The organism is Butyricimonas sp. (genome assembly GCF_019423355.1).
GTDB classification, from domain to species: domain Bacteria; phylum Bacteroidota; class Bacteroidia; order Bacteroidales; family Marinifilaceae; genus Butyricimonas; species Butyricimonas faecihominis.
Genome location: NZ_JAHZBP010000003.1, coordinates 218,756 through 238,859, shown reverse-complemented (window position 1 = coordinate 238,859; position 20,104 = coordinate 218,756). Strand labels below are relative to the sequence as shown.

Below are 20,104 nucleotides of genomic sequence, written 5' to 3'. Positions count from 1 at the left end.
CATGAAACAGATCATATTGTTAATAGCTATAAGTAGTATCTTCATATTAACCTCCTGTTACAATGAAGGTGATGTTACCCCTTCCGGTAATTATTCGGTTTTACGACTTGAATTCCCTCAAGGAAACAATTCGTGGGATAAAGAAATCAAGGACATTCACGATGTCTATGGGGTATACTTACTATATAAAGGTATTACCCCCCAAGATCTTAATCGCAAATGGACTTCCTTGGGTACAGGCAAATTATATTACGGGAATGATTTAACAGACGAACAAACACCGTATTACGTCGACTTTCTCAAAAATCATGTTCTCAATTATGTAACTCCGGAAATTGCTAAACTAGTGTTACCAGCCAAAATATATATGCTGGATAATTTAAGAGGATTGTACCCGGGAGAGGATCCCAATGGGACCGGAACGGGAACAGGAACAGGAACGGGAACAGGAACAGGAACAGGAACAGGGACCGGAACAGGAACGGGGGACCGCAATTTTGTAGGATTAAAAACAGACGGTTTTGATTATTGGGCAATTAGCTTCACTGCCGATCAAATTGCTCATCCTAATTCACAAGATTTAAAAATCAAAAGAGCAACATTACTTTATCTAATGTTTGAAGCGGCTTTACAAAACAAAGTAATAAATGAACCGGATAGTTTTAAACAAGGAATTGACTACACCACTGCAATTACAAACAGTCAAAAAGACAAGCCAAATTATTATTTAACTCGAGGTTTTATTAACATTCTTGCCAGAGATTTTAGTAAAGAAAGCTCGCCGTATAGTATATCCGAATATACAAATGCAAGTTGGGACACAAAAGCCTACCCGTATAGAGACTATCTATCCTACATAAGAGCAGCCATATTTTACACGAAAGAAGAATTTCAAGAAAAATATTCTCCGGAAACATATCCTCTTGTCAACTCAAGATATGAGATCGTAGTAAACCATATAAAAAACAATTACAACATTGATCTCGAAGGAATAGCCAAAGGACCTCAGAAATAAGGTGCGTCAAAAGTCCTTTCGTTAATTACGAATCCCACACCACAACTCCCCTCTCCTTACACGGGAGGGGAGTTGGAGTAACTCGAAAAAAACATAATCTCTCACAAGATATGAAGATAAAAATTTTAATTTTCCTGCAACTATTATATTTTCCTCTTTTTGCACAAAACCTCAATGCATATCAGCATCTAAAGCAAGAATGGTCAAAGAATTTTTCCTCCGCCAAAGATATTATCAAGACTTATCACAATAATACCAAACGAACAAACACGGCAGCATTTACTACCATCAATAATTGCTTTATGACCTTAAAAAGCGGAGAATACATCATTTGCAGTAAAGGAGAAAAAGAAGATATTCAACTTTTACTTCAGGAAATTTCACCCATAGTGTTAAATGACTCCTCGGTCATCACATTCATGCAACAAAATTCTCCAGAAGAATTCACGAATTATTATTACATGATTCTCGCCTTAAAAGAAGGAGAGTCTTTTGATGCAGCAAGAGACGGTATCACCATCTCGACACAATTTCCCACAAGAGCCCTCAATCATAATGACTACACGAAACTAAATGAAATCTTTTCCGGTAACAATAAATTATTACATGAGATTTATCTGGAAAAAATAAAATTCCTTCTTCAAAACAATGGCTGTACAAAAGAAATTGCCCAACTACGCCCAATCATAGAATCACATGTAGAATCCTCTCCCTTAAAACTTGAAATATTAAAACTATACACGCAATATGAACTCTTGGGCCAAGGCAAACCGGCACCATTATCTTCATTACAAGATTCGGATGGGAACATCTACACATTCGGTAATTTTAAAGGCAAAGTCATCGTTGTAGACGTATGGGCCACGTGGTGTTGCAGTTGCATTGAAAAAATGCCGAAGTTCATTCAATTAAAGAATGAATTTCAAGAAAATGGAAACATTATTTTCCTAACAGTTTCTATTGATCAAGAAAGAACCCGGGATAAGTGGTTAAAAGCTATCAAGGAAAACAACATGACCGGATTAATAAATCTTATTATCTCTCCCACAGGAGATTCTCATTTTGAAACAGATTATCAAATAGTAGGAGTACCTCGTTATTTCATCATAGACAAAGAAGGAAAAATCATCACCGTATTTGCCCCTAGTCCCGACAAAGAAATGAAAGACTTAATTCAAAACATCTTAAAATCATAACCATGAAATTTATTTCTATCATTAGCTTATTACTTCTTCTAACCAGCAACAGCATTGCTCAAGAAGGTACGAACTTCGAGGATCTAACCTTTCAGGAAGCCCTAGCAAAAGCAAAAACAACCGGGAAGAAATTATTCATCGACTGTTACACGAAAACCTGTGGACCATGCAAATACATGGTCAAATTTATTTTCCCGTTAAAAGAATGCGGGGAATATTTCAACAAGAACTATATCTGCATCATGAAAGATATGCAAGAAGGAGAAGGGATTGATATTGCGCAAAAATACAACGTACAAATCTATCCGACATACTTGTTTATCAACCATGACGGAAGTCTCTATTGCCGCATGGACGGGGGAGGCGTGTCAAAGCCCGAAGATAATTTCGTGCAAAAAGTCAAAAACGCAATCGAACTGACAGAATTAAACAAGGAGTACGCCGCGGGAAACCGAGAGCAGGCATTTCTAAAAAAATATATAACTATTTTGCAAAAACAGGATAAACAAAAACTACAAATCGTTCTGGGAGAAACGATGCCCCAACTGGGAGTCAAAAAACTATGCGAAGCAGAAAACTGGTCCCTCATTAAAACAGAAATAACAAATGTCGACACCCCTCTATTCCGCTATCTGGTTGACAATCGAAAAGCTTTTAGCAAACAAATCGGACAGCAAGAAGTCGAAGAGAAAATCATGTCGGCCTATTTAGAAGAATTCCGCATCTTTAAATCAATGGGAATAGACTTCGAGAAACGTATCGCTGACCTTAAACTTTTTGAAAAAGACCATTACAAAGGAGTTCTTTCACTAAGATATTGTATGTTATTCCGCCAAATAATCGACAACAAGCAAAAAGACAGGATTCCTGAAATTCTCACGGTATTACGGGATCTACCCGAACGGATTACAGATACCAAAGAACAAATGAACGTGTTGCAAGAACTCAAAGGATTCCAACAAATAGCAAATCAACAACAGAAAGAGAAAGCTTGTTCTTATTTGGAGGAGATCTGCAAAAAACTCCAACCGACTCAAACAAAACAAGTCGAAAGAATAATTACACGCATCAAGTAATAACCCCACGAAGAGATCATCTAACACCCGGTGATCTCTTCTAAAAAGATTTCATGTATCCCCGTTAATTCTTCGTACTCGCAACAGACATGACAGGCATATCCATCATCCACCGGACAGGCATGCACGTATAGCGGTAACTTATTTCCCCTTTCAAATAAAGACACACCTCCCCCGGAAAACGAAACAATAAAACTATTTAACGGGCGGGCCAATCCGGTACCTATATATTTCAAAAAGCTTTCCTTCACAGACCAATAATTAAAAAATAATTGATCCTGCTTATCCTCTTCCAACATTTTCAATTGTGCCACCTCTTCCCCGTGAAAAAAACGTCCCGCAACCTCCATACGAGCTTTTGCCCGTTTTTCAATATCAATACCGATCTCCCGATCAGACACGGCACAAACAACGTAATCCCCTGAATGTGAAATATTAAAAAATACATTTTCTACACCCACAATAAAAGGTTTTCCCTTCTCTCCCCGGTCAATCCGATAATCTTCCGAGGTCAAATTCCAACATTTTTTCAGAGCAAAACGAACCAATGCCTCTCCTAACAACCTGCGAAGGGCAACTTCCTTGTTTCCATACCCGAGGGCTTCGGCACAACATTCTTTAGACACAACAGATCGTAACCCGACAAACATTTTATCCCGATTAGCTCCTGCCGGAATTTGAATAAATAATACTTCAATCATAACACAAAGGTAAAAAAGTTAGAGACAACTATTTTTCTTTTCTAAAACAAATAATCCAAAAAACCTAATAAACACGGCCATCTTAACGTTATTTTAAAATTACAAGATAAAAATTTTAAGAAAATATTCACATTTCTCGGCAAAAAACTTGTTTATATCATTTTTATCTTCTATTTTTGAAACATCAAATTAACGTTTAAATAACATTTAAAGAAACGTCATGGAAGCAAAGAAAACATCCCGTTCCGATCTTGAGAACAAGCGGTTTATTTTCCGCGAGATCGGTTTTATTGTAGCCTTGGCTACGGTGTTTTTTGCCTTTGAGACAAAATACTACCAGGAAGAGGCCAAAGAGATCACGTTTCCAGTAGAGACGAGTGATATAGAGGAAGTTCTTCCCGTTTTTGTACCACAAAGAGCTTCACAACCACTTCCCAAGATTTCCGTGAAACCTTTGGATTTCATCGAGGTCGTGGAAAACGAGATGGATCTTGAAAATGAGATGGACGTTGTTGATGATAACGAAAATACGAAAGGCTCTTTAACGGGTAAGGCTACCGACTGGCAGAGCGGGTATGATGACGAGGGTGATGATCCCGGGGAGAGAGATCTTCCGTTTATTACAGTTGAAAAAATGCCTCGTTTTAACGGAGACTTGAACAAATGGCTTAGGAAAAATTTAAGATACCCGGCAAGATGTGCAGAAATGGGCATCGGAGGAAAAGTATTTGTTGAATTCGTGGTAGAGAAAGACGGTAGCATCAGTTCCATTAACGTGGTACGCTCCGCTGATCCAGATTTGTCACAAGAAGCCATCCGCGTGGTTAAGGCCATGCCGAAATGGGTTCCGGGAATGCAACGGGACAAAGCCGTAAGAGTTCGGTTTACCATCCCGATCACATTCCAGTTAAAATAAGAGAAACATACAGTGATTTACATACAATACGAACATTCCGAAAAAGGACAACCGATCAAGGTTGTCCTTTTTTACTTTCCCTCTCCCAAGCTATCATCGACATGAAATCAACCTGATATGAACAACAACCCAAACTTTTAAGAAGATTTTAATGAAGTTTAGCGATCATTTTAACATTTTCTTCAAAAAAAAGGAGAGAAATATTGCGGTTTATTATGAATTTGACTATTTTTACCCACGCAAATTGTGAGAAAAACAGAACTATAATATTAAACTAATAACATGGAAGTAAAAAAATCACCTAAAGCAGATCTTGAAGGGAAAAAGACCATTTTCCTTGAGATCGGTTTTGTTATAGCTCTAGGGATTCTACTGAGTGCTTTCAACTGGAAGACCAACACGAAAGTAGAAGAAGGGTTTGTTATTACCCAAGAAGAGCAGGTTGAGGAGGAAATCATTCCTATTACTCAACAAATGATGAAACCGCCCCCACCTCCTCCTCCAGCCCCGAAATTGACGGACTTGATCGAGATCGTGGAAGATGAATTAAGTATTGACGAGGAACTTGAAATCGACGACGTTGAAGCAGATGTTGAAAACAAGAGTAATTATAACTTCGATTACGACGGAGACAGCTGGGGAGAAGAAGAGAGTGATGGAGAAGCTGATATTTTCCAAGTAGTAGAAGATATGCCGCAGTTCCCCGGAGGTAGTGTACAAAAATGGATCGCGAAGAACGTAAAATACCCGATGATCGCACAAGAAAATAACATTCAGGGTAAAGTTTTCGTACAATTCGTGATCGAGAAAGACGGTAGTGTTAGCGACGTGAAAGTTGCCAGATCCGTTGACCCATCTTTGGACAAGGAGGCTATCCGCGTGGTAAAAGCCATGCCGAAATGGAAACCTGGGAAACAGAGAGGTAAACCGGTTCGAGTATCTTACACTGTACCTATCAACTTCCAGTTACAGTAAATAAGACATGTTAAATTATAACAAGGGGCTGTCGATCATCGTCAGCCCCTTCTTTTCCTATTTATGAGCGAATATTTTTACACGAAAAAAGAAGCAGAAAAAGCCATTCTTGTAGGTGTAGCGCTACAATCAGAAAACATCAGCTACGACATGATGTGTGAATACTTAGACGAACTCGCTTTCCTAGCAGAAACGGCAGGAGCGGAAACCGTGAAAATATTCACGCAAAACTTGGATAAACCGGTAACGGCTACCTTTGTCGGTAAAGGAAAATTGGAAGAGATCAAAACATACGTTGAAGATAACGATATTGACTTGATCATTTTTGATGATGAACTAAGCCCGACACAAATCAGAAATTTGGAACGAGAATTAAAAGGAAGAAAAGTCCTTGACCGCACCAATCTCATCTTGGATATTTTTGCCAAAAGAGCCCGTACGGCAGAAGCAAAAGCTCAAGTTGAACTGGCACAATATCAATACCTACTTCCTCGTCTGACGGGTATGTGGACTCACTTGGAAAGACAAAAAGGAGGTATCGGACTTCGCGGTCCGGGTGAAAGTGAAATCGAGACCGACAGACGCATCATCCGGGACAAAATCACCCGCCTGAAAGAGCAGTTAGCCAAGATTGACAAACAGATGGTCACACAACGGAAAAACCGCGGAAAACTCGTACGAGTAGCCTTAGTGGGTTATACCAACGTGGGTAAATCCACGCTCATGAATCTCCTGAGCAAATCGGAAGTATTCGCCGAGAACAAGCTTTTCGCAACCCTAGATACCACGGTACGCAAGATAGCCATAAAAAATGTCCCGCTACTACTGGCGGACACGGTCGGTTTTATCCGTAAACTTCCCCACCACCTCGTGGAATCATTCAAATCCACGCTGGACGAGGTGAGAGAAGCAGATGTCATTTTGCATGTAGTCGACATCTCACATCCCCAATTCGAGGATCAAATCCGGGTTGTAAATGAAACGCTGGGAGAGCTAATGGATAATTCTAAACCCACGATTACCGTATTCAATAAAATAGATGCCTTCACGTACACGAAAAAGGAGGAAGACGATCTCACTCCTATCGAACGGAAAAACTATAGCCTAGAGGACTTGAAACAAATGTGGATGTCCAAACAGGAAGGAGAAACCGTGTACATTTCAGCTAAATCCAAAGAAAATATCGAGGAATTGAAAGAAAAGATATACGATATTGCCAAAGACATTCACTCGGCACGTTTCCCATTCAACGATTTCTTGTACCGGGATTTCGAGATAGACGAAGAGACAAAATAAGGTGCTATCAAGAAAAAAAAAATAGGGAAATCAGACCCTTTCCCCTTCAGGAGCGACATTTGGATGCCGCTCCTTTTTTATACTGGGAATCAGTAATATATATAATTATACATCTTTCACCTATTTTCTGACAAAACCATTCGTTTATTTTGATTTCTGGCTATTTTTTTGTATATTAGAGGTATAAGCTTAACCATCATAAATAAACATTATGGAAGTAAAGAAATCATCAAAGGCAAACCTCGAAAACAAAAAAGGAATCTTCTTCGAGATCGGACTAATCGTAGCATTAGCCTGCATATTCCTTGCTTTCGAGTGGAAAGTCGACGTGAAGATGGAAGAAGGCTTCATAGTAATAAACACGGAAGAACAATTGGATGAAGAGATCATACCCGTCACCCAACGAATACAACACGCTCTTCCGCCACCACCTCCCGCACCCCGGCTAACCGACCTGATAGAGATCGTAGATGAAGAAATAAACTTGGACGACAACTTGGACATCATGGACGTGGAAGCCAACGTTGCCAACCACGGAGTTTACGACTTTAGCGGCACGGGTAACGGGTACGAAGGTGACTACGGGTATGGGGATGAATATTCCGGGGAATCCGAAGTATTCGCGGTTGTTGAAGAAATGCCCAAATTCCCGGGAGGCAATGTACAGAAATGGATTTCCAAGCACATCAAATACCCGATGATCGCTCAGGAAAATAACATCCAAGGTAAAGTTTTTGTACAATTTGTTATCGAGAAAGATGGTAGCGTTTCAAACGTGCAAGTCACTAGATCCGTGGATCCTTCCCTAGACAAGGAAGCCATTCGTGTCATTCAATCCATGCCGAAATGGACTCCCGGAAAGCAAAGACAGAAACCGGTGAGAGTATCTTTCACGGTTCCTATTAATTTCCAATTACAATAAATGAATAGAGGCTGCATCCAATGCAGCCTCTATTCATTTATTTTATAAACTCGCTTACTTCACCGTAATCAAGAAATAATTCTTTTTCCCGCTTTGCAAAAGGATAAACTTACCGTCGATCAAATATTCGGGAGTAACTACTAATTCTTGATCCTGCACTTTCTCCTTATTTATACTGATCGCATTTCCCTTCAATGCACGCCGAGCCTCTCCTTTTGAAGACATCATGGAAGTTTTCTCTGCCATCAAGTCCACGATATGAATTCCGGCCTCTAAATCAGTTCGTGCAACGTCAAATTGAGGCACCCCTTCGAAAACAGACAATAGCGTGTCTTCATCCAAACGTTTCAACGCATCGGATGTTGCATTACCGAAAAGAATTTGGGAGGCCTCCAAAGCGGAATTATAAGCTTCCTCCCCGTGAATCAGGCAAGTCACCTCCTTCGCCAACACCTTCTGCAACTTTCTCAAATGCGGGGCCTCTTGATGTTCTACAATCAAGGCATCAATCTCTGCCGGTGGCAATATCGTGAAAATCTTGATATACCGGGCAGCGTCCTCGTCCGTGCTGTTCAGCCAGAACTGGTAGAACTTGTAGGGAGAAGTCCGCCGCGGGTCCAGCCACACGTTACCCGATTCCGTTTTCCCGAATTTTTTACCGTCACTTTTGGTCATTAACGGCCAAGTCAAACCGTAAGCTTCCCCACCATCTTTCCGGCGAATCAGTTCCCCGCCCGTGGTGATATTTCCCCATTGATCGGAACCACCCATTTGCAACAGGCAGTTATAATTACGACGCAAGTACAAAAAATCATACCCTTGCACCAGCTGATAAGTAAACTCCGTGAATGACATCCCGTTTGTCGAATCGGCGCTTAATCGCTTCTTCACGGAATCCTTCGACATCATGTAATTCACCGTGATATGTTTCCCCACTTCCCTGATAAAATCAAGGAAAGAGAAATTTTTCATCCAGTCATAATTATTCACCATGATCGCCGCGTTCGGCTCGCTCGAATTGAAATCAATAAACTTGGACAACTGGGCCTTAATCCCTGCCATGTTCTTTTGGATGGTATCCTCGTCCAACAAATTCCGTTCTAAGGATTTACCGCTGGGATCTCCGATCATACCCGTTGCTCCACCAATCACGAAAATCGGTTTATGCCCGGCCATCTGTAAATGTTTCATCATCATAACCGACACGAGGTGACCTATATGTAACGAATCAGCCGTCGGGTCAATTCCGACATAAGCCGTCGTTTGTTCTTTTGCTAATTGTTCTTCGGTTCCCGGCATGATATTATGAATCATCCCTCTCCATCTTAGTTCTTCAACAAAATTCATCGATTCTTAATTTTTAATTCGCCTTTGCGAGTTATAAGTTAATAAGTTACGAGTTTTTTTCAACTCTTATCTTTTAATTTTTAGCTTTCAATTTTTAGCTTATTTTATCGCACTTTCGTAAACGCCATTTGCAAAGTTAACAAAAGGTTTGTACAACAAGCTATCACTCTTCGTTTTTGCCGAAATAAAATCATAACGAACGTCCAGCGCGTTCACGATGAAAAGTACCACGCATACCACGATAGCAGCTTTCAACACGCCCATCACGATCCCGAACAACTTGTTAAACAGTCCCAATGAAACCATATCAATCAACTTGGTCAACAATTTCCCAAGCAGGTGCATCACGATAATAACCAGTAGGAAAGTCACGGCGAAAGCGATGTAATAGGCATACGACTCCGGCAAAGCCACGAAATCTTTCAAAAAGCCCTCCACGTTCACGGCATACCTCAACGAGATAAACACCCCTAACACCAACGCAAACAACGTTGACATCTCAACAATCAATCCTTGGCTAAACCCTTTATAAGCCCCGTATACCAACGGTAGCAATATAATCACATCAATGTAATTCACCGTTAAATTATTAATCATTTCATTCAGATTTCAAAGATAAGCAATTGTCCACGTTTCATCACAAAATCGGGATAATAATATTGAAAAAAACTTTCCGATTGGTTACCACGTTTCAACACGTTTCACCCAATGACTGAAATCTGTTACTTTCCCCTTGTAAACAAATCAAGAGGAATTACATCCGAGTTCAAACGGAGTTCGGTCCCCAAAGACGAGACAAAGCCGATTCCCCCACGAGTTAAACCCGACTAATTAGATCGTCTTTAATACCTAGGAAAAACCGTTATCAACTTCCCGTAGGCATCGATCTCCCTCTCAACTCCCGTCGATCTCCCACGGATCTCTTCATTTTCAGTATCCGCACTTCAATTTTCAATTATTTATGCCTTAAACTGACAAATTCTTACTATTTTCGCACAATGTTTATGCCAGAATTAAAATTGAGAATTTATGTATAGAACACATACTTGTGGGCAGCTAAGAATGGAGAACGTGAATGAAAGCGTTTGTCTTAGCGGATGGGTACAAAAAGTACGGAAACTTGGAGCCATGACTTTCGTGGATCTTCGTGACCGTTACGGGATTACCCAATTGGTAGTCGAGGAATCGGCTCCCGAAGAAATTAAAGCTAACGTGGCAAAGCTCGGACGTGAATTCGTGATCCAAGTAAAGGGTACGGTGATCGAAAGAGCCAGCAAAAACAATAAAATACCGACAGGCGACATCGAGATTATCGTGAATGAATTGAATGTTCTGAGCGAATCGGAAGTACCGCCTTTCACGATCGAGGATCAAACCGACGGGGGGGATGAGATCCGGATGAAATACCGTTACTTGGATTTACGTCGTTCCTGCGTTCGCAAAAATCTGGAATTACGCCACCGCATGGCACAATTGACCCGGAACTACTTGAGTAACTTGAACTTTATCGAGGTAGAAACCCCGGTATTAATCAAGAGTACACCCGAGGGAGCCCGCGATTTCGTGGTACCTTCCCGTATGAACCAAGGCCAATTCTACGCCCTGCCACAAAGCCCGCAGACCTTCAAGCAATTGCTGATGGTTTCCGGTTTCGACCGCTATTTCCAGATCGTGAAATGTTTCCGGGACGAGGATTTACGGGCTGACCGTCAACCCGAATTCACTCAGATCGACTGCGAAATGTCATTCGTGGAACAAGAAGACGTGTTGGAAGTTTTCGAAGGTTTGATCAGTCACTTGTTCAAAGAAGTTCGTGGCGTGGATATTCCCAAACTGGAAAAAATGACTTGGATGGATGCCATGGAGCAATACGGATGCGATAAACCGGACCTTCGTTTCGGGATGAAGATCGTGGATTTGACTGCCGTTGCCAAAGGGAAAGATTTTGCCGTGTTCAACGATGCTGAATATATCGGGGCCATCTGCGCACCTAAATGTGCCGGATATACCCGTAAACAACTGGACGAGTTGACCGAATTCGTGAAACGCTCGCAAATCGGGGCCAAAGGATTGGTTTACGTGAAATACAACGAGGATGGGACATTCAAATCCTCTGTTGATAAATTCTACACGGAAGCCGACTTGAAAGTATGGGCAGAAACCTGCAAGGCAGAACCGGGAGACCTGATCTTGATTTTAGTAGGTCCGAAATTCAAAACCCTCCCCCAATTGTGCGAGTTACGCTTGGAAATGGGTAATCGTCTGGGATTACGGGATAAGGATGTCTTCAAACCGTTGTGGGTAGTAGACTTCCCCTTGCTGGAATGGGACGAGGAAACCCAACGTTTCTATGCAATGCACCACCCGTTCACTTCTCCCAAGCCAGAGGATATTCCATTAATGGATACCGACCCGGGTAAAGTACGTGCCAATGCTTACGATATGGTCATTAACGGCGTGGAAGTCGGTGGTGGTTCTATCCGTATTCACGATTCGGCATTGCAATCCAAAATGTTCGATTGTCTAGGTTTCACGCACGAGGCCGCACAGGCTCAGTTCGGATTCCTGATGGGAGCATTCAAATTCGGGGCTCCTCCTCACGGTGGTATCGCGTTCGGTTTCGACCGGTTAGCCTCTATGTTCGCCGGGTTGGATTCTATCCGCGACGTGATTGCCTTCCCGAAGAACAACTCCGGGCGTGACGTGATGATTGACTCCCCTTCTGAAATCTCTCCGGAGCAATTCAAGGAACTGGGAATTCAATTGAAAATGGAAAATTGACAATTGAAAATGAATGAATTTATGATTCCTGTCAAAAAAAAGCGTTGATTCGTGCGGCTGGAATCTTAAATCTAAAATCATTAAATCTAAAATTAACAAGGTGTTTTTTAAAGACGTCATAGGACATGAAGAAATAAAGCAAAGACTGATTACTTCCCTGCAAACGGGAAGAATCAGTCATGCCCAACTCTTTTCCGGTGATACGGGAGCGGGTTCACTGGCCTTGGCGTTAGCTTTCACGCAGTATCTTTTCTGCACGGGCGATAAACATGAAGATGCTTGCGGGGTCTGCCCGGAGTGCAAAAAGATGCAGAAACTGATTCACCCGGATTTACACTTCGTCTTTCCCGTGGTGAAATCAGCCAAGATAAAAACACCGATCAGTGACGAGTATATCAACGAATGGCGTAGCCTTCTGCTCAAAAGTCCATACATAGACATGGAAGAATGGCTAGGAGCCATGGGTGCCGACGAGAACGCCCAAGCCTTGATATATACGGAAGAAAGCGGGAACATCCTCCGGAAACTCAACCTGAAATCCTTCGAATCGGACTACAAGGTCATGATCATCTGGTTGCCCGAAAAGATGAAAACGGAATGTTCCAACAAACTTTTAAAGATACTGGAAGAACCCTACCCGAACACGTTATTCCTGCTGGTCACCGAACACGCCGAGGAAATCATCACCACGATTCTCTCGCGGACGCAGAGGATCAAGGTACCCCCTCTGACCCAAGAAAACATAGCGGAACAACTGGTTCTTCAAAAACACTTGGTCCGGGACTCGGCCGATCAAGTCGCTCACGTGGCATCCGGTAGCTGGCTGAGAGCCCTCCGCATGCTGAACGAAACCGACGAATCTGTTTACAACCAAGAGAAATTCGTGCAGATGATGCGTCTCTGCTGGGAACGGAAAATGCTCCCCGTCAACGAATTTGTCAATGAACTCGCTTCTCTCGGAAGAGAAAAGCAAAAAAGTTTCCTGATGCATTGCATCCGTATGTTACGGGAAAACTTTGTCAGAAACTTTGGTATTGAAAAAATAGTATACATGACTGAACGGGAGAAAACTTTCTCCACGAGATTCTCTCCCTACGTTCATGAAGGCAATATTATTCCCCTTTTCGATGAATTTGAACGTGCATATAGTGACATCATCCGAAACGGGAATGGGAAAATAATTTTCACGGATCTCTGCATCAAGGTGATGCAAAACATCAGACCGTGAAAAACATGAAAAACTAAAAGATATAAACTAAAAATTGAACCATTGAAAACCGAAAATAAATATCACACCATTTTCAATTTTCAATTTTCAATTTTCAATTAATACAGTATGAGTGAGATAAACGAAGAAGAAGTACAGAATAACTCCGAAAACAAAAATATAAAGCAACAACCACAGGTTGTTCCCGTGATTGATCACCGCCTGCTGGCAGGAAAACTCACGGTCTATAACTGGATGGAAGATACCCCGGAAGGATGCACTCCTTCTGAAATCGTGGAAGTCCGGTTTAAAAATACAAGGAAAGGTTTTTATTTAAACAACAGTAATCTGAAACTAAATATCGGGGACATCGTGGCCGTGGAGGCAGCTCTTGGACATGACATCGGGATCGTATCCCTCACGGGAGAACTCGTGCGGGAACAGATGAGACTGAAAAAAGTCGACTTGGAACGTAATCCCTTGAAAAAGATATACCGAAAGGCAAAACCCCACGACATCGAGAAATGGCAACAGGCCATCGCCTTGGAACACGACACGATGATCCGTTCACGTGTTATCGCTGCCGAACTCGGACTTGACATGAAGATCGGGGACGTGGAGTACCAAGGGGACAAGACAAAAGCCATTTTCTACTACATCGCCAATGACCGCGTGGATTTCCGGAAACTGATCAAGATTTTGGCGGAAACATTCCACATCCGGATCGAGATGAAACAGATCGGGGCCCGTCAGGAGGCAGGACGTATCGGGGGAATCGGGTCGTGCGGACGTAAATTATGCTGTTCCACGTTCATCACGAACTTTATTTCCGTTTCCACTTCTGCCGCCCGTTATCAGGACATTTCCTTAAACCCGCAAAAACTGGCAGGACAATGTGGTAAGCTGAAATGTTGTCTGAATTACGAGGTCGATGCTTATATTGACGAGCAAAAAGATTTCCCGTCCACCAATATCTGGCTGAACACGGGCGAAGGTATGCTCTATCACCAGAAAACAGATATTTTCGGTCGCAATATGTCCTACTCTTTCGATAAAGAAGGACGCGGTACGTTGATCAAACTATCCGTCGCCCGCGTGAAAGAGATCATCGCCATGAACAAACGGGGACAAATTCCGGCAAAAGCTGTCGATGTCGAAAAAGAAGAACAAGTGAACATCGGTTACACGGACGGGGTGGGAGAAGAAAGCTTGAATCGTTTTGACGAGAAAAAACAAAATCAAGGCAAACGAAATCACTCCAGAAACCGTAATAACCGGAAAAACAACCAGAAAGAGAACAACAACACGAATAACGAGAATAAACCCAAGGAAAATCCGGGCAACAACACGGGGAACAAGCCTGAAAACAGGAACGAGAATAGAAACGAAAACAGGCAAGGCAACAGGCCCAAGCACCGCCCAGAAAACCGGAATAATAACCAACAGGGTAATCGTTCCAACGAGAAACCGGCAAATCGCCCGGACGGACCGAAAGTGTTACGTAAACAAGACAAAAACAATAAACCGGAAAACAAGGAAAATAATAAACCTGCTGAACAATGAATAATTATAGACCCTTCGCCGGGATCACCCCGGCAGTAAAGATCATCATCATTATCAACGTACTCGTTTTCTTGGCCGTTAACATGATCGGCCAGCGGTCGGACGTTGATCTTGTCAATATACTTGGGATGCACTTGCCGCAATCCCAGTATTTCCAGATCTACCAGTATATCACGCACATGTTCACGCAAGAAGGGCTTACTCACCTTTTCTTCAACATGTTTGCCGTGTTCATGTTCGGCCGGATACTGGAATCGGTATGGGGTACCAAACGTTTTATTATTTACTATTTTGTTACCGGATTAGGCGCTGCCGCACTCCACTCGCTGGTAAGCTGGTACGGTCTACACAATATGCAGGAACAATTCTACGCATTCCAAAGTACTCCTGACGCGGGAGTCTTCGCCGAGTTCGTCCGCTCTCACGTGAGCAACCCCAGATTACTCTCGCAATTGATGCAATTTGTCGATGCTTGGAATGCCGCACCTGCCAGTTCGCAGTTTGCCGGACAGGCAGAATATTACATGCAAAGTATTATTCAGGCCTATACCAACGTTCCGACTATCGGGGCATCCGGGGCTGTCTTCGGCATATTGCTGGCATTCGGTATGTTGTTCCCGAACACCGAGTTATACTTGATGTTCATTCCCATTCCCATCAAGGCGAAGTACTTCGTGCTTTTGTACGGTGCCGCCGAATTGTTTTTCGGTTTACAGAATTCGGTAGGTGACAACGTGGCTCACTTTGCACACTTGGGTGGTATGCTTTTCGGTTTCTTCTTGATTCTTTACTGGCGAAAACACAGCAAGAAGTTTTACTAGAAAAAGATAGGTTATGTACAACAGGGCGTATGGATCGAATTTTTCAGGTGGAATCTGGAATGGGATAAAGAACTCCTTCAAACAAGGAACGGCACTTTCCCGCCTGATCTATATCAATATCGGTGTTTTTCTCGTCATCAAGATTCTGGAAGTATTCTTCGTACTGGCCGGACAACGGGGCTTCGAACAACTCCTGTTGCCTTACGTAGGTGTTCCCGCGCTGCCGGAACGTCTGCTTTACACGCCGTGGACGATAATTACCTACATGTTCACCCAGTTCGGGTTTTTACACTTGTTGTTCAACATGCTCTGGCTGTACTGGTTCGGTTCGATCTTTCAAAACACGTTCTCCAGTCAGAAACTCACGGGAGTGTATCTCCTTGGGGGAATTACCGGGGCTATTATTTACATGGCAGCCTACGCCTTGTTTCCCGCTTTCGAGCTTGAACGTTACCAGTCGTGGGCCATCGGTGCCTCGGCATCCGTCATGGCCATCGTGTTCGCCGTGTGTACTTATCACCCGAACTACAAGATATACGTGTTTCTGATCGGCCCGGTGAAACTTATTCACCTAGCGATCTTCACGGCAGTCATAGACCTTCTAAGTATCCCTAGCGGTAACGCGGGAGGGCATATTGCCCACCTCGGGGGAGCCTTGTTCGGTTATCTTTTCACCTTGTCTTTCCGTCGCAATCTCGACTTGACCAAAGGACTTTCATCCCTCTTCACCAAGTTAGGCAACAGCCGCCTATTCCATAAGAAGACCATGAGAGTCAAGTACAAAAAGAAAGTCTCGGACATGAATGACATGGAATATAACGAGTACAAAAAACGAAAAGACGACCGCATCAACAGCATCTTGGACAAAATCTCCAAACATGGTTATGAAAGCCTGACAAAAGAAGAAAAGGAGATATTGTTCAAATCGAAAAACAATTGAAAATGAAAAATGGAAAATTGAAAATAAACTCCCTCCCCCCTTCGGGGTACTCCCTCTATAAACAGAGGGAGAGCTGGTACCTTTTCCCAAAGACGAAGACGATTCCAGCTCCTCCTCTGTTTATAGAGGAGGTGGCAGCAAAGCTGACGGAGGAGTTCTATTTAAAATTATTAAATCTAAAATTCCTTGGGCCGGTTATTTGATATTATCATGAGGATCGTCACGATCATCGCCATGATCGGATTACTTGGGAGCTACACCGCTCCCTATATTAACCCTAACGTGTTTTATTTTTCATCCCTGCTGGGCTACACCTATCATTATTTATTGATTGTAAACATTATCCTGCTGCTTTACTGGATTGCACGCTGGAAAAAGATAGCCATTCTATCCATACTGATTATCGCGGCCGGGTACCCGTTAATTACCACTTACTATGGATTGAACCCGCAAACCGTACCCGATGCCCCCCACAACCTTTCCATCATGACTTACAATATCCAGATGTTAGGAATAGGCGAAAAGGATGCACCTGCAAAGATCGAAAATTACATCAATAATAGCGGTAACGACATTGTTTGTATGCAGGAATTTCCTCAACGGGAAGCCTCTTTCAAAAAATTCCCTGCTTACCCGTATTATCACCGCAATCGGGATGTTGCACTCGTCTCCCGCTATCCGATTATTAACAAAGGCGTGATTAAATTCGACAAAGGACATTCGGCCGCCTGTGTTTATGGAGACATAGCCATCGGTAAAGACACGATCCGGGTATACTCTGTACATCTTGAATCCTACCGGTTAGGCAAAAATGAACAACAAATATACAAGGAACTCACCAGTGGTAACACGCAAAATGCCACGCAAGGTGTCAAGACTATATCTTCCCGTCTGGTTACCGCCAACCGAAACCGGGCAAAACAGGCGCAAATAATAAAAGATCATATGCTACAATCCCCCTACCCGGTTATCATTTGCGGGGACTTTAACGATACCCCGATCTCCTTCGCCTACCACACGTTGTCCGAAGGGATGAAAGACTGTTTCATAGAAAAAGGACGTGGCCTCGGGAACACGTATATCGGAGAATTCCCCTCGTTCCGTATTGACCACATCCTGCACACACCAACGCTCGGCACCGTATCTTATACCCGTGATACCGTTAAGTATTCCGATCATTATCCGGTGCAAAGTGATATTCGATTTTAGATTTTTTCTACAATCCTAACAAACACTGTTGTATTGTTTCTTGAATTTGTTTCATCTGCATCTTATCCGAGATTTCCGCACTCACCAAGAAAGCTTGGTTATAAGCCTGTTTTGCCTTCTCTTTGTTGTCTATACTCTGAAAACATTGTCCCATCATCATTAACAGACGAGTACGCAATTGCGGGGACATTTCTTTTTCCAAGGCCTTCGTGATCCACACGATACTCTTTGTGTAAGCCGTTTTCGACAGATTCCCGTTGTACGCCACGGAAAGATCCTCTAGCGATTGGGTATAATCCTCTAACTCTGCTTTATCTCCCATTCCCGCTAAATACTTATCCATATTCTCGAAGAATTTCCTCTCATCCTGTTTATATAAATAGTAGGTTGCATCCGATAATAACGTTATCGCATCCAACACGGACAAGGACCCGAAAGTAATCCCGGAATACACCTCTTTCAAATCCCTGTTCACCCGTCCCAAACGATCTTTATAAGCCAAATCTCCTTTCTTGCACAATTGGATGATATAACTATTATTCAACCCAATCAAATAACCACTGACTTGTTCTTTCCCAACGATTTGCGCATATTCATTAAAATGAGCAACAACAAAATCAAAGATCGGGTCCTGCTTGGAAACCTGAGAATGATACATCGAGAGAATCGTAAAATCCTGTTCATTGACCATATTCTCCAACTTCTTATTTTTCAAATAGTCCGGAAAAAGACTTTCTATCCGGGATGCCCACTTTTCCCGATCATATCCCTGTAAGGAAGACATAAACACGGGAGCATCCAATAACAATTGCTGTTGAAGTTCAAAATTCTTTTTGTCCTTCTTGAATTTATCATACAATTGGTCAAAACTCAATTCTTCCCCCAAAGCGATTTTAGCCTCCTTGATAAACGCCTCCGGAGCTTTGACTCCCTCAATCCGACGTAATTCTTTGCCACTGCGGATAAATACCATCGTCGGCAGAGCGATAACACGATACGTTTTTGCCAGATTCGCATTCTCCTTTGCCTCTACATTCACCTGTAAACAGATAAAATGCGCGTTAAAATACTCCCCCACTTCCGGGCGGGTAAACACTTCCGAAGCCATCGCTTTACACGGTCCGCACCAATCGGCATAAAAATCCACGAACAAGTCTTTCTTCTCTTCTTTCGCTTTCTCTTCGGCTTCCTCGAACGTCCCTTCAAACAATACCATTTGAGCCGAGAGATTCCCTAGCGTTCCCACGAGGAACACCAATAAATAAAACACCTTTTTCATAAATAACAAATTAAATCGTTTGAAGACATTCACTCAAAGTATCCGCAAGCGGCCATCCGCCTGCGGATATCAAATTATAAATAGGTCTATTCGTCCACGATAAAAGTGAACGCATCTTCCAGAATAGCACGTTGTCCTTTATTCTCAAGGCGAATTGAAACGCCATACCGCCCGGCAGGAGCTTCCAGATTTTGCTCCACGTACATACGTCCCCCTCCCATAATAGACAAACTCTTACGGAAAAGTTCCGCATTAGCAGCATTCTCATTCTTCACGTTCTCGATAGAATACACCAAAGGCTCAGTCCCCAACACTCCCTCGATCGGAGAGGTCACCCAAGGAATCTCATACTCGATAGTATTCTTCAACTTATCCACTTGATTAGTCAATTCCTTCTCAGAACCAAAACCCAGCTCCTCGGCAATCTGATTCACCTGTTGCTGTAAATTCCATATCTGATCGTCCAAGTTTTTTATCTCTTTACGCATCACCTCCCGTTGTGCATTCAACTCATCTAATAAAGCCTGCAATTTTTTACATGTTTCAGCATCCGTACACGATGCTAATTGCTCTTGTACCGGTGCAATCTCATAATCATCAAAATCCCACAAATCCCATTGTTTCTCTTGCCTGAGTTCACTTAATTCGGCTTTCTCTTCCAAAAGAGGTCCTGTTTTCCCGTGGAATTCATTCAATATATTGATCAACTCCTCCAGTCGATTCTCTATATTATACAAATGCAGAGAATCTTGAGTATATGCCGCATGTTCCGAAACCAAGTATCCCACCTCCACATCACTACAAGCACCCAACAGGATTGAACATCCTAGCGTCATGAATAATAATATCTTTCTCATCAT

The 20,104-nt window shown here is 42.5% G+C and carries 19 protein-coding genes; 14 read left to right on the top strand and 5 right to left on the bottom strand.

Going from position 1 to position 20,104, the window contains the following annotated elements; genetic code table 11:
• Position 1 precedes the first annotated feature (1 nt).
• From QVC79_RS06000 to QVC79_RS05990, 3 genes are all read left to right on the top strand, one after another.
• Entirely contained in the window at positions 2-1,015 is a 1,014-nt protein-coding gene (locus QVC79_RS06000; RefSeq protein ID WP_287642449.1) for a hypothetical protein, read from the top strand.
• 110 nt (positions 1,016-1,125) lie between these two features.
• Positions 1,126-2,211 (top strand): TlpA family protein disulfide reductase, encoded by a 1,086-nt coding sequence (locus QVC79_RS05995; protein ID WP_124317360.1) that lies wholly within the window; start codon positions 1,126-1,128, stop codon positions 2,209-2,211.
• A 2-nt stretch (positions 2,212-2,213) separates the two neighbouring features.
• Positions 2,214-3,287 (top strand): thioredoxin family protein, encoded by a 1,074-nt coding sequence (locus tag QVC79_RS05990; protein ID WP_270594283.1) that lies wholly within the window; start codon positions 2,214-2,216, stop codon positions 3,285-3,287.
• A 20-nt stretch (positions 3,288-3,307) separates the two neighbouring features.
• Here the strand turns inward: QVC79_RS05990 and QVC79_RS05985 are convergent, their stop codons facing one another.
• A complete protein-coding gene (locus QVC79_RS05985) occupies positions 3,308-3,988 on the bottom strand; it encodes a 4'-phosphopantetheinyl transferase family protein (protein ID WP_270594286.1) in 681 nt (226 codons plus the stop codon).
• Between the two features lie 220 nt (positions 3,989-4,208).
• Here QVC79_RS05985 and QVC79_RS05980 point away from each other — a divergent pair, with 220 nt between their 5' ends.
• From QVC79_RS05980 to QVC79_RS05965, 4 genes are all read left to right on the top strand, one after another.
• A complete protein-coding gene (locus QVC79_RS05980) occupies positions 4,209-4,904 on the top strand; it encodes an energy transducer TonB (RefSeq protein WP_124316910.1) in 696 nt (231 codons plus the stop codon).
• A gap of 282 nt (positions 4,905-5,186) precedes the next feature.
• A complete protein-coding gene (locus QVC79_RS05975) occupies positions 5,187-5,879 on the top strand; it encodes an energy transducer TonB (RefSeq protein WP_124316909.1) in 693 nt (230 codons plus the stop codon).
• Between the two features lie 63 nt (positions 5,880-5,942).
• Entirely contained in the window at positions 5,943-7,175 is a 1,233-nt protein-coding gene (gene hflX, locus QVC79_RS05970) for a GTPase HflX (protein ID WP_124316908.1), read from the top strand.
• 211 nt (positions 7,176-7,386) lie between these two features.
• The gene (locus QVC79_RS05965) at positions 7,387-8,097 is read left to right on the top strand and encodes an energy transducer TonB (RefSeq protein ID WP_124316907.1); all 711 of its coding nucleotides are present in this window, start codon (positions 7,387-7,389) and stop codon (positions 8,095-8,097) included.
• A gap of 54 nt (positions 8,098-8,151) precedes the next feature.
• Here the strand turns inward: QVC79_RS05965 and tyrS are convergent, their stop codons facing one another.
• On the bottom strand, positions 8,152-9,444 hold the full coding sequence (gene tyrS / locus QVC79_RS05960; protein WP_270594288.1) for a tyrosine--tRNA ligase: 1,293 nt from the start codon (positions 9,442-9,444) through the stop codon (positions 8,152-8,154).
• Between the two features lie 99 nt (positions 9,445-9,543).
• Entirely contained in the window at positions 9,544-10,041 is a 498-nt protein-coding gene (locus QVC79_RS05955; protein WP_124316905.1) for a CvpA family protein, read from the bottom strand.
• A gap of 432 nt (positions 10,042-10,473) precedes the next feature.
• Between QVC79_RS05955 and aspS the strand changes: the two genes are divergently transcribed.
• From aspS to QVC79_RS05920, 7 genes are all read left to right on the top strand, one after another.
• The gene (gene aspS / locus QVC79_RS05950; RefSeq protein ID WP_124316904.1) at positions 10,474-12,225 is read left to right on the top strand and encodes an aspartate--tRNA ligase; all 1,752 of its coding nucleotides are present in this window, start codon (positions 10,474-10,476) and stop codon (positions 12,223-12,225) included.
• A 100-nt stretch (positions 12,226-12,325) separates the two neighbouring features.
• Positions 12,326-13,453 carry a DNA polymerase III subunit gene (locus QVC79_RS05945; protein ID WP_270594289.1) on the top strand — a complete coding sequence of 376 codons (1,128 nt, stop codon included), beginning with the start codon at positions 12,326-12,328 and terminating at the stop codon, positions 13,451-13,453.
• 108 nt (positions 13,454-13,561) lie between these two features.
• Positions 13,562-14,995: a PSP1 domain-containing protein gene (locus tag QVC79_RS05940; RefSeq protein WP_087419626.1), complete on the top strand. Its 1,434-nt coding sequence runs from the start codon at positions 13,562-13,564 to the stop codon at positions 14,993-14,995.
• Positions 14,992-15,816: a rhomboid family intramembrane serine protease gene (locus QVC79_RS05935; protein WP_087419625.1), complete on the top strand. Its 825-nt coding sequence runs from the start codon at positions 14,992-14,994 to the stop codon at positions 15,814-15,816. Before QVC79_RS05940 ends, QVC79_RS05935 begins: the two co-directional genes overlap by 4 nt.
• Before the next feature lie 13 nt (positions 15,817-15,829).
• Entirely contained in the window at positions 15,830-16,756 is a 927-nt protein-coding gene (locus QVC79_RS05930; RefSeq protein WP_270594290.1) for a rhomboid family protein, read from the top strand.
• Between the two features lie 2 nt (positions 16,757-16,758).
• Positions 16,759-16,959 (top strand): hypothetical protein, encoded by a 201-nt coding sequence (locus QVC79_RS05925; RefSeq protein WP_270594291.1) that lies wholly within the window; start codon positions 16,759-16,761, stop codon positions 16,957-16,959.
• Entirely contained in the window at positions 16,943-17,965 is a 1,023-nt protein-coding gene (locus QVC79_RS05920; protein ID WP_270594292.1) for an endonuclease/exonuclease/phosphatase family protein, read from the top strand. The genes QVC79_RS05925 and QVC79_RS05920 overlap by 17 nt, the downstream gene beginning before the upstream one ends.
• 7 nt (positions 17,966-17,972) lie before the next feature.
• Here the strand turns inward: QVC79_RS05920 and QVC79_RS05915 are convergent, their stop codons facing one another.
• Both QVC79_RS05915 and QVC79_RS05910 read right to left on the bottom strand, forming a co-directional pair.
• On the bottom strand, positions 17,973-19,244 hold the full coding sequence (locus QVC79_RS05915) for a thioredoxin family protein (RefSeq protein WP_124317903.1): 1,272 nt from the start codon (positions 19,242-19,244) through the stop codon (positions 17,973-17,975).
• Positions 19,245-19,330: 86 nt separating this feature from the next.
• Entirely contained in the window at positions 19,331-20,101 is a 771-nt protein-coding gene (locus QVC79_RS05910; protein WP_270594295.1) for a hypothetical protein, read from the bottom strand.
• Positions 20,102-20,104: the final 3 nt, after the last annotated feature.